We start from the raw sequence: 13,549 nt of genomic DNA, 5'->3' as shown, positions 1-13,549 counted from the left end.
ATTTCTAAGAATTCCAAAGATAAAGATTTTTATTCAATCGTTAATGAATTGCTGAAAACCATTATTTATAGTGAGGTTTTTAAAATTAATTTATCCTATTTTTGATTTTTAAACGAATAATTGTAATGAAGAAAATAGTAGTAGCTGTTTTAGCAATAATAGGTATAACCTCTTGTACAATAAAAGAAGAATTTACAATCAATGAAGATGGTAAAATAAAGTATGCATACAATGTAAATGGAGCTGAATTACAAACCTATATTCCAGATCAAGAAGATTTTTTTAGCACTTTAGATGAGCAAAAAGATTTTGTAAAATCAATGGAAAAAGGAATGACACTTGAAAAATTTTTTACGGAGATTAAGAGTAATGATGATCTTTTGAAAGGTCATAATGACGAAGCAAATAAGTTTTTAACTAATAATAAAACAACTTACGAAAAAGTAAAAAATCATATTATTAAGGTTGATTTTAAAACGCTTAATTATACTACTGAATTAGCTTCTACAAGTGAAAACATGGCTTCTGAATCTAAATTGTTAAATGATTTTTTGTTTGATTTTTTTAATGCAATTGACAATCCTTTCAATTCTAAATATATTAATAATCAAAAAGTCATTACAAAGAATAAGGTTGAAATCAAATTAGATAAAACTGATTATGAAAATCTTATCAATGGACTTTCAGAACAATTTGGTGGTGAATCTACTTATTCTAATTTATTTAAATATAAATTAATCATTCATACACCTCGAAAAATAACTGCAAGTTCTGAAAATGGAAGTAATTTTAGTTTAGACCAGAAAACGGTTGAGTTTAATTATACATTTTCTGAGATAATAGCGGATAAATCTAAGATAATCAATGTTACTTATTAAATTATGATTAATCAATTCTTTCATAAGTTAACCTGTATTTATTAGTTCGTCCGTCTAAAAATGCAATGAGTAAAAAAGCTCCTGAACTATGATTAGCAACATCTAAGATTAGATTATTGTTAGTGTCTAAACCAAATCTAATTTTATTAATATCAATTGCACCAGCAATATAAGGAATTAAAAGTGGCTGAATGTTTTTATTTTTTAAATACAAAAAGCCATCTTTTTTTAGTTTAGTCTTAATTACTCTTTCTCTAAATATAGTATCATTCTCAAGATAAAGAAGTTTCATCTTTTTTTCACTTAAAATGTCGATTTTTAACGAATAGGATTTTAACGAATCGATATGTAGAGTGTCCTTTATTAGTTTTCTATCTAATTGTTGAAATAAGTTACTATAAATTCTTTGTTTTTTATATATAGAGTCATTACTTATTTGAACAATTTGATAATTACCATTTAATTTTTTGATATTTGTTATGTCTAAATTGTTTTTTTGACTATCAACTTCTTTAAAAGAAAGACATCCATAAAACAAGAAAAAAACACTTGATAATAAAATATATACCCTCATTTTATAACTTACTAATTATTTCTATTATTTCAAGAAAATTATTTTCTTTATTAAAACTTTTGATTTTTTCTATTACTTCAGGATAATCTTTAAATAAAATATACAAATCCGCTTTCGCTTTTTCGTATTTTTTTTCTTTCATTCTGATTAAATACGGATAAGCAATAAGTTTATTGTTTTCATTAGTTGCATCCTGAAAAATAAAGTTGAGATAATCTTCTGGCGTTCTACTAATTGGGTTATATCCAGCTAAAGTAATTAAGTAAATATTAAATTTTCCTTTAGAAACGACTTGTACAAAAGATTCTTTAATTTTCGTAGTTTGTCCTATCAAAGCATAATTATCAGATAAAACAACAAGATTTTTTAATGAAACAAAACTCATTTTATCAACTGTAAAACCACTAATTTCATTCGGATTATATTTTGTCACTTTATCATCTTTCGTTTTTCTAAACTTTAAATCACTATCATGACTTGGAGTCCATTTAAGCTCTCCATTTAATTCAGATAGATCATTTAATGTAACTTTTCCAGCAACAAAATCTTTGGCAAAAGAATATTCTTGAGCGTTTATAACAAGAGAACTAATCATTAGTGTGATTAATAGAAGTGTTTTCATAAAAAATAAATTATTTATGAATTCTAAATTACTTTAAACAATTTATATATGCAATTTTGTTAGATGAAACGATTTAAAGAATAGCTAAGCTAAAATTAATTATTAACTGATTCTTTCGTAAATTTGACATTCGAAACACATTGTGAAATGAAACAAATTGTCGAATTCCAAGATTTAGGAATTAACAGAGATTACCAAGAAATTTGGGATTATCAAGAAAGTCTTTTAGCAGAAAATATAGCCGTAAAACAATATAATAGAGCACAAGAAAAGGAGGGAAGTACTGATTTTAAAAACACCAAAAATCATTTGCTTTTCGTCGAACATCCTCACGTTTATACACTTGGAAAAAGTGGACATTTAGAGAATATGTTGGCTTCGAGTGATAAATTGAACGAAATAAATGCAACTTTTGTGAAAACCAATCGTGGCGGAGATATAACGTATCACGGACCACAACAATTAGTTGGTTATCCGATTATGGATTTAGATAACTTTAAGCCTGATATTCATTTGTATATGCGCAATTTGGAAGAAGTGATTATCAAAACAATTGCCGAATATGGATTAAAAGGTGAGCGTTCTCAAGGAGAAACTGGCGTTTGGTTAGATGTTGGTCGACCATTTGCTCGAAAAATTTGTGCAATGGGCGTTAAGGCTTCGCGTTGGGTGACGATGCATGGTTTTGCGCTAAATGTGAATACAGATTTGCGTTATTTTGAATACATTGTACCATGTGGAATTCAGGATAAAGCTGTTGCTTCATTAGAACGCGAATTAGGGCATCAAATTGATATGAATGAACTAAAAGAGTATACGAAGAGACATTTTGCAGAAGTATTTGATGTTGAATTCAAATAATTTAATCAGAAATATAATTTACAAAAAGACTGTTTTTAAGCAGTCTTTTCTGTTTTATTTATTTTTATAGTAAAAAAATTAGATAAAATAAAGAAATTACCTTTTCATGTAACGATAGTCTCAATTATAATTTGACAAAGTATTTGTTATTTACTGCAGAATTAATTTATATTTATAAGCTGATTTTTACGATCAGCAAACCATTATTAAAAAATTATAACAAAACACATGAGTCAATCACAAAAAACGAACTGGGGGCAATTTATTCCCTTGGTTACTGTATTCTTCTTTTGGGGATTCGTTGCAGCAAGTAATGAAATTTTAATTCCTGTATTTAAAAAATCATTTGATTTATCTCAGGCAGAAAGTCAATTAGTCGCTGTAGCTTATTATATTGCATATACAGTTGGAGCTTTAATTTACATGGGAGCTTCCTTATTAGCAAAACAAGATTTAATTAACAAATTTGGATATAAAAATTCGTTATCATTTGGTCTTCTTTTATCAGCAATTGGTACATTATTCTTTATTCCAGCTGCTAATACAGGATCCTTTCCTTTGATGTTGACAGGTCTATTTACAGTAGGTTTAGGTTTCTCTTTACAACAAACTGTAGCTAATCCACTTGCTATTGCGTTAGGAGATGCAAGTACAGGATCGCAACGCTTAACGTTAGCTGGTGGTATTAATAATTTAGGTACTACAATTGGACCTTTAATTGTTGCTTATGCAATTTTTGGTGCAGGAGGAGAAGGTGAAACAAGTTTAAGTATAGAAGCTGTAAAAACGCCTTATTTATGTTTAGGTTTAGCATTTTTAGCTGCTGCAATATTTCTTAAATTTTCTTCATTACCAAGTCATCCAGAACAAGAAGTAGCTGAAGAAGAAACATATTTTGGTTTAGATAACGAGAAGAAGCCAGAGGCTATAAAAAAACAAGACAGATCTTCTGCATTAAAATATCCTCAATTATTATTAGGAATGATTGCGATCTTTTTATATGTTGGTGTAGAGGTATCTACTGTAAGTAACTTGCCTGCATATATGCATAATGAATTAGGTTTTGATATTCAGGGTGTTACACCTTATGTGTCATTGTATTGGGCAAGTATGATGATTGGTCGTTGGGGTGGTGCTGCAGAAGCATTTGGTTTAGATAAGTCTAAAACAATGATTCTGAAATTTGTTGCACCTTATTTAGCTTTTGGAATATTTTTACTTGTAAATTACATTGCTGGACACGATTTGAAACCATTTTATTTATACGGTGTAATTATTTTTGTAATGATTATTGCTTCTATTTTAACGCAAGGAAATCCTGCAAAAATGTTATTAACTTTCTCTATCATTGGTATTATTGCTTTAATTATTGGAATGAATACAACAGGATTAGTTTCTATCTATTCAATCACAAGTGTAGGATTATTCTGTAGTACATTATGGCCATGTATCTTCGCTTTAGCTATTAATGGATTAGGAAAAAACACTTCTCAAGGAAGTAATTTCTTAATTATGATGATTATGGGAGGAGGTTTAGTAAGTATCTTACAAGGATATATTGCAGATTTAACAACTGTTCATTTTAGCTATATTATTTGTATTTTATGTTTTGCTTATTTAGTATTCTATGCAATTGCAACACCAAAAATATTAAAACAACAAGGAATTAGTCTTGATGAAGTAAAATCAGGAGGAGGTCATTAAACTTCTTATTTTTATAAATATAAAAGACCATTACTAAGCAGTAATGGTCTTTTTTGATTAATTATAGTCAATAACTATTTAACTTATAAATGATATAATAATAATTGATAATCTAATAAAACAATTTGATTTTTAATTGATAAGACGATTCACTATATTTATGATATTTACAAAAAGAAGTTTAACTAAATATATAATTGTTATGGAAGATATGACAGGAGACATCAGCAAATGTCCTTTTCACAATGGTACAATGAATCAACCAGTAGCAGGAATGGGGACAAATAATCAAGATTGGTGGCCAAATCATTTAAAAGTTTCTATGCTACGTCAACATTCATCATTATCAGATCCTATGGATAAAGATTTTGATTATGCAAAAGAGTTTAAATCACTAGACTTACAGACAGTAAAAAATGATTTAAAAGCTTTAATGACAGATTCTCAAGATTGGTGGCCAGCAGATTTTGGTCATTACGGACCATTTTTTATTCGTATGGCTTGGCACAGCGCAGGTACATACCGTGTGCGAGATGGTAGAGGAGGTGCTGGTCAAGGTCAACAACGTTTTGCACCACTTAATTCTTGGCCTGATAATGTTTCTTTAGATAAAGCTAGACGATTAATTTGGCCGATTAAACAAAAATATGGTAGAAAGATTTCTTGGGCAGATTTAATTATTTTAACTGGTAATGTGGCGTTAGAATCTATGGGTTTCAAAACGCTTGGTTTTGCAGGAGGTAGAGCTGATGTTTGGGAACCAGATATGGATGTATATTGGGGAGCTGAAAAAACATGGCTTGCTGATAGTAAATCACCAAATAGTCGTTATTCTGGTGAAAGAGATTTAGAAAATCCTTTGGCTGCGGTTCAGATGGGATTAATTTATGTTAATCCAGAAGGACCAGATGCTAATCCAGATCCAGTTTTGGCTGCGCATGATATTCGCGAAACGTTCAAGCGTATGGCAATGGATGATTACGAGACTGTTGCTTTAATTGCTGGTGGTCATACTTTCGGAAAAACACACGGAGCTGGAGATGCAACATTATTAGGAAAAGAACCTGAAGCAGCTGGTTTAGAAGAGCAAGGTTTAGGATGGAAAAGTGCCTACAAATCTGGGAAAGGTGGTGATGCAATTACTTCTGGTTTAGAAGTCACTTGGACTCAAAAACCAACTGAATGGACAAATCTTTTCTTTGACAATTTGTTTAAATATAAATGGCAATTAACTAAAAGCCCTGCTGGTGCTCAACAATGGGAAGCAATTGATGCTGAAGATAATGTGCCATTAGCTGATGATATGTCGAAAAAACAAAAACCAAGAATGTTAACGACAGATTTATCATTAATTTTTGATCCAGCATACGAAAAAATTTCAAGACATTTTTACGAAAACCCAGACGAATTTGCAGATGCTTTTGCAAAAGCGTGGTTTAAATTGACACATCGCGATATGGGACCTCGTGATCGTTATTTAGGTTCAGAAGTTCCGCAAGAAGTATTTTTATGGCAAGATCCAATTCCAGAAAATAATCATCAATTAATAAATGAATCAGATATAACTACATTAAAATCAGCTATTTTAGATTTAGGATTATCAGTTTCAGAATTAGTCTCAACAGCTTGGGCTTCAGCTTCTACTTTCCGTAGCTCTGATAAACGCGGTGGAGCAAATGGAGCGAGAGTACGTTTAGAGCCTCAAAAAAATTGGGAAGTTAATAATCCAACACAGTTAAATAAAGTTTTAGAAGCTTTAGAAGGACTTCAGAATAAGTTTAATGTTAATGGTAAATATATTTCGTTAGCAGATTTAATTGTCTTAGGAGGAGCTGCTGCGATTGAAAAGGCAGCAAAAGATGCAGGACAAAATGTAACAGTTCCATTTACAGCTGGTCGTATGGATGCTACACAAGAGCAAACAGATGTAGAGTCTGTAGCTTACTTAGAAACAAAAGCTGATGGTTTCCGAAATTATCGTAAATCTCAAAATCCAGCAGTTTCTACAGAAGAATTGTTACTGGATAAAGCTCAATTATTAGGATTAACTGCTCCAGAAATGACAGTTTTAATTGGAGGAATGCGTGTTTTAGGAACAAACTATGATGGTTCTAAAAATGGTGTATTTACAGATAATGTTGGACAATTAACAAATGATTTCTTTGTTAATTTACTAGATATGAGTACTCAATGGAAAGCGATGGATGAACGAAAAGAACTTTATTTAGGATCTGATCGTAAAACAGGACAACCAAAATACACAGGTTCCCGAGCAGATTTAGTTTTCGGTTCAAACTCAGAATTACGTTCTATTGCAGAGGTTTATGCTAGTACAGATGCGAATGAAAAATTTGTAAATGATTTTGTAAATGCTTGGAACAAAGTAATGAACGCAGATCGTTTTGATTTAAAATAAATTAAGTTAATTATATCAATAAAAAAACCCTCCATTTGGAGGGTTTTTATTTCTATCAGAAAATATTATTTTTTCTTTTTAGTATCAACTGCTCCTGATAACTCAGATCCAGCTTTAAATTTAGCTACTGTTTTAGCAGCGATTTTGATTTCTTTTTTAGTTTGAGGGTTGATACCTGTTCTTGCAGCTCTCTCAGATGTAGAGAAAGTACCGAATCCTACTAAAGCAACTTTGTCTCCTTTTGCTAAAGCTTTAGTTACATTTTCTGTAAATGAGTTTAAGGCTTTTTTAGCAGCTTCTTTAGAAATTCCAGCGTCCGCTGCAATTGCATCAATAAGTTCTGATTTGTTCATAGTTGTAACTTTTTAAATTAATTTATACACAAATATACTCTTTCCCTTTATTTGTGCAAGTTTCAACATAGAAAATTTCAATAAAATTTCAAAATTTTAAGAAATTTGTGTCAATTATCAGTAAATATCAAACTATTTAATAAAAATGTCACCTTCATTTTGATGACCATTAATAAAGTCTTTTGCAGTCATACGGCGCTTTCCTTCTGGCTGTAATTCTACAATTTCATAGAAACCAATTGGCGTTTTTACATAAAGGTTATTTTTTTGTAAAATCAATTGATAATCATTTGCTTCAAAACTAAGATCAGTTTTTAATCCACTATAGATTTTTAAAGACTTATAGTTTTCTCCATTTCCATAGGTTGTCCATGCACACGGATAAGGAGAAAGCCCACGAATTTTGTTATGTATATTTTGAATTGAATCGTTCCAATCTATTCTACAATCGTCTTTGAAAATTTTTGGAGCATGTTTCAATTCATTCGTTTCATCTTGTGGATGAGGTTTTAATGAATCATTTTCTAATCCATCCAATGTCTTCACCACTAATTTTGCACCAATATGCATCAATTCATCATGAATTTTTCCAACATTGTCATTCTCTCCAATCGTAACTTTGTCCGAGATTAAGATATTCCCAGTGTCAATTTTTTCATCAATCAAAAAAGTCGTTACTCCAGTTTCTTGATCTCCATTCATCACAGCCCAGTTAATTGGCGCTGCACCACGATATTGTGGAAGTAGAGAACCATGAAGATTAAAAGTTCCTTTTGATGGAATTGACCAAACAACTTGTGGCAACATACGAAAAGCAACAACTACAAAAACATCTGCATTCCAGCTTTTCAATGTTTCGATAAAATCTTCGTCGCGTAATTTTTCTGGTTGAGCTAAAGGTAAATTATGTTCAACTGCATATTTTTTTACATCCGAAATATTCATTTTTTGTCCTCTACCAGAAGGTTTGTCAGGTACAGTTACAACTCCAACAATTTCGTGATGACTATTTGTATTGATTTCATGAAGAGAAGTCGCCGCAAACTCGGGCGTTCCCATAAAGACTACTCGCATTTTTTTATTGTATTAATTTATAAGCATCCAAACCAATCGGTTGAACTTGCATTTCATCAATCAAATATTGTAATTCGCTGATGACTTTTTCTTTTGGCGAATTTATGAATTTTGAAAGGATTTCGGTTTGTGTTTTCTCTCCTTCTTTCAAAAATGCTAAAATTTCAGAAGAATCAATTTTAACCTCTTTTTTCTTAGTAAGACAAACATCACATTTACCGCAATTATCGTCAGATTTTTGATTAAAATAACCATACAACAAGCGTTCTCTACAAATGGTATTTTGTTCTGCATAGTACGCCATTGCTTGCAAACGTTTCCAATTATTGATTTGAATTGCTTCAAAATCTTTCCATAATTTATTCTTAAAGGCATTTGAATCACGCGGAACAAGAAACCTAAATCGTGCTAAAAATCTGTCCGAATAATCAATTGTTCCATTTTTGAAATAATCATGTAACGCATTTCTTATATCGCCAATACTCATGTGTAGATCGAATGCCATTCTACTTTCTGAAATTTCACGATTATAGGTAAAAATACCAGGATAATGTCGTTGTAAATAATCAAAAATTCGATTTTCATTCATGTTGATTGAATGTGGAGAAGCTAAAATTTGAATTGTACTATTTTGCGTATAATTTTTTTGTTGTATGATTTCTTTTGTATTGAGAAACTCTAAAAATTGAACAACCATTTTTAAATTCAAGTCAAATTGATCGGCAAATTTTGGTAAATCTAACTGATAATTCATTTCAGTTAATTCGCCTTCAGCTAGCTGTAACTGACTGAACAAACAATTCGATATTTTAATAAAATCTTGTTGAGAAGGTAAATTTGCTTTAAAGATATTCTCTGACTGTATGCGATCATCAGGATTATATAAATAAATTCCATATGAATTTTCATTATCACGACCAGCTCGTCCAACTTCTTGATAATATGCTTCTATACCTTGTGGTAAATCGATATGGAAAACCGTTCGTACATTGGGTTTATCTATTCCCATACCAAACGCATTTGTCGAAACCATAATTCGCGAATTACTCAAGGTCCATTCACGTTGCTTCTGTTCTTTTTCTTCTTTCGTTAATTTAGCATGAAAAAAATCTGCATCAAAGCCATTTTGTACCAGAAAATTAGCAATTTCATACGTTAGTTTTCTATTTCGAACAAAAATAATACTCGATCCTGGATATTTTTTTAGATAATAAACTAAGTCACCTTTTTTATCAGATGATAAAAAGACATTGTATGATAGATTCTCCCTTTTTAAAGAAGATTTATAAATTTCAGGATTTTTAAACTCTAATTTTTCGACAATTTCTTGCTGAATTTTCTCTGTCGCTGTTGCTGTTAAAGCGAGTAGGGGAATATCAGGAAAAATAGTTCTTAACTTAGATATTTTGTGATAAGCAGGTCTGAAATCGTGCCCCCATTCGGAAACGCAATGTGCTTCATCTACTGCTAGCAAACTAATATTGATTTGTTTTAATCGTTCGACAAAAATTCTACTTTGCAAACGTTCTGGCGAAACATATAATAATTTGATTTTGTTGTTTTGACAATCATCCAATATTTTACCAATTGTATTTTGATCAATTTCATTGGTAATATATGCAGTCGAAATTCCTTTGGATTGAAGATTCTGAACTTGGTCTTTCATCAGCGCAATAAGCGGAGAAATGACCAATGTTAATCCATCAAAAATAATAGCTGGAACTTGATAACAGATAGATTTTCCGCCACCGGTAGGCAAAATTGCCAAAGTATCTTTCCCTTCTAAAACACTTGAGATGATTTCTTCTTGTGGCGTTTTGAATGAAGGATAATTCCAATACTTAAAAAGAATTTCTTTTGGTGTCAAATTACAAAGCTTTGTTGTAAATTTAGGTAAAATCTACAACATAAATCACGATTTAGATTGAATAAATTATTAATCGATTATACCTTTTCTGTATTTTACAAAAAGTGAAACTTCGTTTACTAATAAGACAAAATTAAAACCTAAAAATAAAAGGATCTCCGAGTTCATATTGAAGTACGACAATTTATCTTGTAAAATCATTAATGGTACTGAAATTGCGGCTGATAAAAATATACTGAAAAAAGCGGATTGAATAAGGGTCATAACTCTAACCATATTTCGTTTTGCAACTTTTGAAGGACTGATAATAAGGATAATAAGATTAAATCCTATAAATGCAATAATTGCTGTGTCTATCGAAAGAATTGAAGAAGTATTGTAAGACTGAAAAATTGATTTTAGCATAGAATACGCTCCACTATCGTAACATAATTTACAAAAAAAGATGAAAGAAATTAGCGTAATAGATATTGTAATTACCTTGTTGATTTTGCTTTCTTTTGGTGTTGCTACTAATTTTTTTCCTGTAAATATTGAAGGAATATAGTTTTTGTTTTTATCTAAATAGTTGTATAACAAAACTATAATAGAAAAACCTGTAAAAACGAATAAAGATAGTAGTTGTAAAACCAAATCTTGCTCAATTAAATTAAAATTTAGTTCCGAATTATAAATATGACTTGGGACAAATATGTATACAATAATCATTACGACTACATATATCTGGTAAATAATTCCCCAAGCTGGATTAAGATAAAAAGGTTGTTTGTAATCTTTTACAACTTCATTATAACTTTTCTGATTTCTGAAACTGTGCGATTCTTCATCAAAATTGGTAGAATTATGAAAAATTATACCAGATACGGCAATTAGGAATATTGAACTAATAGAACCAAAAAATAAAAAAGCAGTTATTTGATCATCAAAAAAATAATCAGCGCCTACTAATAAAGTTGGTGTAATAAGAAATATAATCCATTTTGGGCGTAGATTTACGTGCCAAATTTCTTTAAAGATAAATGTTTGAAATCCGGCAATTACTAATCCAAAGATCAAGAAAATAAAAGTCATAAAGTAGGTTTGGCTAAAAGTACAAAAAGCCAGCAATATTGCCGACTTTTTGGTTTGAATTTTATTTTGTTATTCCTTCTAGCATAAATAAGAAAGCGTCTTCTTTAGCATCTTCTTTCAAAGATTCAAATCGACCAGAAGCACCGCCATGACCAGTATCCATATTGGTGTCTAAAAGTAAAACATTGTTGTCCGTTTTTAATTCGCGCAATTTCGCAACCCATTTAGCAGGTTCCCAATATTGTACTTGCGAATCGTGTAATCCTGTCGAAACATACAAGTTTGGATATGCCTTTGTTTCCACATTATCGTATGGCGAATATTCTTTCATATAGTTGTAATATTCTTCGTCGTTAGGATTTCCCCATTCGTCATATTCTCCTGTTGTCAGAGGAATTGTATCATCTAACATAGTTGTTACAACATCTACAAAAGGAACTTGGGCTACGATTCCGTTGAATAAAGTTGGTTCATAATTTATTACAGCTCCCATTAATAATCCACCAGCAGAACCTCCCATACCGTATAAGTGTGGAGTAGAAGTGTAGCCTTTCTCGATCAAATATTTTGCACAATCGATGTAATCAAAGAATGTATTTTTCTTTTCTAACATTTTTCCATCTTCATACCATTCGCGACCTAGATATTGACCTCCACGAATGTGAGCAATTGCATAAATAAATCCGCGATCTAATAAACTTAATCGCACTGAACTAAAATTAGGTTCGATTGTATATCCGTAGGATCCGTAAGCGTATAATAACAATGGTGTATCCGCAGAAAGTTTTGTGTCTTTGTGATGAACCAAAGAAATCGCTACTTTTTCACCATCACGAGCTTCAGCCCAAATACGTTCAGATACATAATTGTCTTTATCAAAGCTACCCAAAACTTCTTGTTCTTTTTTTACTTCCGAAGTTTTGTCTTTCATATTAAAATCGATGACAGAAGTAGGAGTTGTTAAAGAGGTATATCCGTAACGTAAAATATCTGTATCAAAATCAGGATTTGTACTAGATCCAGCTGTATACGTTTCTTCGTTAAATGGTAAATAATAATCTTCAGATTTATCCCAAGCCTTGATATTCATTTGGATTAAACCATTTGTACGTTCTTCAATGACTAAATAGTTTTTGAAGATTTCGAAACCTTCAATGAAGGTTTCTTCACGATGTGGAATCACTTCAATCCAATTTTCTTGCTCCGTTTTATCGATCGGAGTTTTCATTAATTTGAAGTTAAAGGCATCATCTTTATTGGTTTGAATATAAAATTCATTTCCAAAATGTTCTATTGAATATTCTAAATCGCGTTCTCTTTCTTGAAAGATTTTAAAATCTGCATCTGGTTGATTAGCATTGATATATCTATACTCATCTGAAACTGTACTTGAAGTTCCGATAATGATGTAATCTCTTGATTTAGATTTGTATACATAAACAGAAAATGTATCATCTGTTTCTTCAAAGACTAAAGTATCCTTTTCAGAAGATGTTCCTAACTTATGCTTCCAAATTTGGTAAGCTCGTAAAGCTTCATCTTTTCGTGTATAAAACAACGTTTTATTATCTGCAGCCCAAACAGAACCTCCTGTTGTATTCTCAATTTTATCTGGTAAAATTTCGCCTGTTCTTAAATCTTTTACTTGAATTGTGTAAATTCGACGCGAAACATTGTCTACTCCAAACGTACACATTTCGTTATTTGGAGAAATTGAAAGTCCGCCTAATTTGTAATACGCATGACCTTCTGCCATTGGATTAACATCGAAAAGAATTTCATCAGGATTCTCTAAACTATCTTTTCTACGTTTGTGAATTGGATACTCTTTTCCTTTCTGAAATTCGGTCAAATACCAATAACCATTCATTTTGTATGGAACAGAAGAATCATCTTCTTTGATACGCGATTTCATTTCTTCAAATAGTTTCGCTTGAAATTCTTCAGTTGGTTGTAAAACAGTTTTTGTGTATTCGTTTTCTTGATTTAAATACTCAATAACTTCAGGATTTTCGCGATCATTTAACCAATAATAGTTATCGATACGAACATCACCGTGTTTCTCTAACTTTTCTTCTATTTTCTTCGCAATTGGAGCTTGCATTATTGTTTAATTTTATAAGAGTAAA

At 30.9% G+C, this 13,549-nt stretch carries 11 protein-coding genes; 4 read left to right on the top strand and 7 right to left on the bottom strand.

The window, feature by feature from the left end; translation table 11 throughout:
• Window positions 1–125: 125 nt before the first annotated feature.
• Window positions 126–878, top strand: coding sequence for a hypothetical protein (locus QHG34_RS02170; RefSeq protein WP_282628486.1), 753 nt, complete (start codon window positions 126–128; stop codon window positions 876–878).
• Window positions 879–885: 7 nt separating this feature from the next.
• On the opposite strand, the gene QHG34_RS02165 is transcribed toward QHG34_RS02170, so the two are convergent.
• A complete protein-coding gene (locus QHG34_RS02165) occupies window positions 886–1,452 on the bottom strand; it encodes a hypothetical protein (RefSeq protein WP_282628485.1) in 567 nt (188 codons plus the stop codon).
• 1 nt (window position 1,453) lies between these two features.
• Window positions 1,454–2,074 carry a hypothetical protein gene (locus tag QHG34_RS02160; RefSeq protein ID WP_282628484.1) on the bottom strand — a complete coding sequence of 207 codons (621 nt, stop codon included), beginning with the start codon at window positions 2,072–2,074 and terminating at the stop codon, window positions 1,454–1,456.
• Between the two features lie 147 nt (window positions 2,075–2,221).
• Here QHG34_RS02160 and lipB point away from each other — a divergent pair, with 147 nt between their 5' ends.
• The 3 genes from lipB to katG all read left to right on the top strand — a co-directional run bounded on the left by lipB (window position 2,222) and on the right by katG (window position 7,055).
• Window positions 2,222–2,935, top strand: a complete 714-nt coding sequence (gene lipB, locus QHG34_RS02155; RefSeq protein WP_282628483.1) for a lipoyl(octanoyl) transferase LipB — start codon at window positions 2,222–2,224, stop codon at window positions 2,933–2,935.
• A 228-nt stretch (window positions 2,936–3,163) separates the two neighbouring features.
• Complete coding sequence (locus tag QHG34_RS02150; RefSeq protein WP_282628482.1) at window positions 3,164–4,639, top strand: MFS transporter; 1,476 nt, start codon at window positions 3,164–3,166, stop codon at window positions 4,637–4,639.
• 202 nt (window positions 4,640–4,841) lie between these two features.
• The gene (gene katG / locus QHG34_RS02145) at window positions 4,842–7,055 is read left to right on the top strand and encodes a catalase/peroxidase HPI (RefSeq protein ID WP_282628481.1); all 2,214 of its coding nucleotides are present in this window, start codon (window positions 4,842–4,844) and stop codon (window positions 7,053–7,055) included.
• A 65-nt stretch (window positions 7,056–7,120) separates the two neighbouring features.
• Here the strand turns inward: katG and QHG34_RS02140 are convergent, their stop codons facing one another.
• The 5 genes from QHG34_RS02140 to QHG34_RS02120 all read right to left on the bottom strand — a co-directional run bounded on the left by QHG34_RS02140 (window position 7,121) and on the right by QHG34_RS02120 (window position 13,524).
• On the bottom strand, window positions 7,121–7,408 hold the full coding sequence (locus QHG34_RS02140) for an HU family DNA-binding protein (RefSeq protein WP_019975917.1): 288 nt from the start codon (window positions 7,406–7,408) through the stop codon (window positions 7,121–7,123).
• A 132-nt stretch (window positions 7,409–7,540) separates the two neighbouring features.
• The gene (gene fmt / locus QHG34_RS02135) at window positions 7,541–8,482 is read right to left on the bottom strand and encodes a methionyl-tRNA formyltransferase (RefSeq protein ID WP_282628480.1); all 942 of its coding nucleotides are present in this window, start codon (window positions 8,480–8,482) and stop codon (window positions 7,541–7,543) included.
• A gap of 4 nt (window positions 8,483–8,486) precedes the next feature.
• A complete protein-coding gene (locus QHG34_RS02130; protein ID WP_282628479.1) occupies window positions 8,487–10,349 on the bottom strand; it encodes a RecQ family ATP-dependent DNA helicase in 1,863 nt (620 codons plus the stop codon).
• A 69-nt stretch (window positions 10,350–10,418) separates the two neighbouring features.
• Complete coding sequence (locus QHG34_RS02125; protein ID WP_282628478.1) at window positions 10,419–11,420, bottom strand: hypothetical protein; 1,002 nt, start codon at window positions 11,418–11,420, stop codon at window positions 10,419–10,421.
• 61 nt (window positions 11,421–11,481) lie between these two features.
• Window positions 11,482–13,524 carry a S9 family peptidase gene (locus QHG34_RS02120; protein WP_282628477.1) on the bottom strand — a complete coding sequence of 681 codons (2,043 nt, stop codon included), beginning with the start codon at window positions 13,522–13,524 and terminating at the stop codon, window positions 11,482–11,484.
• Between the last annotated feature and the right edge of the window lie 25 nt (window positions 13,525–13,549).

Origin of the sequence: Empedobacter sedimenti (assembly GCF_030005555.1) — a bacterium.
In the GTDB taxonomy this organism is placed as follows: Bacteria; Bacteroidota; Bacteroidia; order Flavobacteriales; family Weeksellaceae; genus Empedobacter; species Empedobacter sedimenti.
The sequence above is the reverse complement of the archived record's forward strand: the minus strand, read 5'-3'. Positions and strand labels throughout refer to the sequence as shown.

What these genes read in the sequence shown, in the direction of transcription:
- lipB (WP_282628483.1), top strand. Translation starts at nt 2,222, where the DNA reads ATGAAACAAATTGTCGAATTCCAAGATTTAGGAATTAACAGAGATTAC.
- QHG34_RS02125 (WP_282628478.1), bottom strand. Translation starts at nt 11,420, where the DNA reads ATGACTTTTATTTTCTTGATCTTTGGATTAGTAATTGCCGGATTTCAA.
- fmt (WP_282628480.1), bottom strand. Translation starts at nt 8,482, where the DNA reads ATGCGAGTAGTCTTTATGGGAACGCCCGAGTTTGCGGCGACTTCTCTT.
- katG (WP_282628481.1), top strand. Translation starts at nt 4,842, where the DNA reads ATGGAAGATATGACAGGAGACATCAGCAAATGTCCTTTTCACAATGGT.
- QHG34_RS02140 (WP_019975917.1), bottom strand. Translation starts at nt 7,408, where the DNA reads ATGAACAAATCAGAACTTATTGATGCAATTGCAGCGGACGCTGGAATT.
- QHG34_RS02160 (WP_282628484.1), bottom strand. Translation starts at nt 2,074, where the DNA reads ATGAAAACACTTCTATTAATCACACTAATGATTAGTTCTCTTGTTATA.
- QHG34_RS02165 (WP_282628485.1), bottom strand. Translation starts at nt 1,452, where the DNA reads ATGAGGGTATATATTTTATTATCAAGTGTTTTTTTCTTGTTTTATGGA.
- QHG34_RS02150 (WP_282628482.1), top strand. Translation starts at nt 3,164, where the DNA reads ATGAGTCAATCACAAAAAACGAACTGGGGGCAATTTATTCCCTTGGTT.
- QHG34_RS02170 (WP_282628486.1), top strand. Translation starts at nt 126, where the DNA reads ATGAAGAAAATAGTAGTAGCTGTTTTAGCAATAATAGGTATAACCTCT.
- QHG34_RS02120 (WP_282628477.1), bottom strand. Translation starts at nt 13,524, where the DNA reads ATGCAAGCTCCAATTGCGAAGAAAATAGAAGAAAAGTTAGAGAAACAC.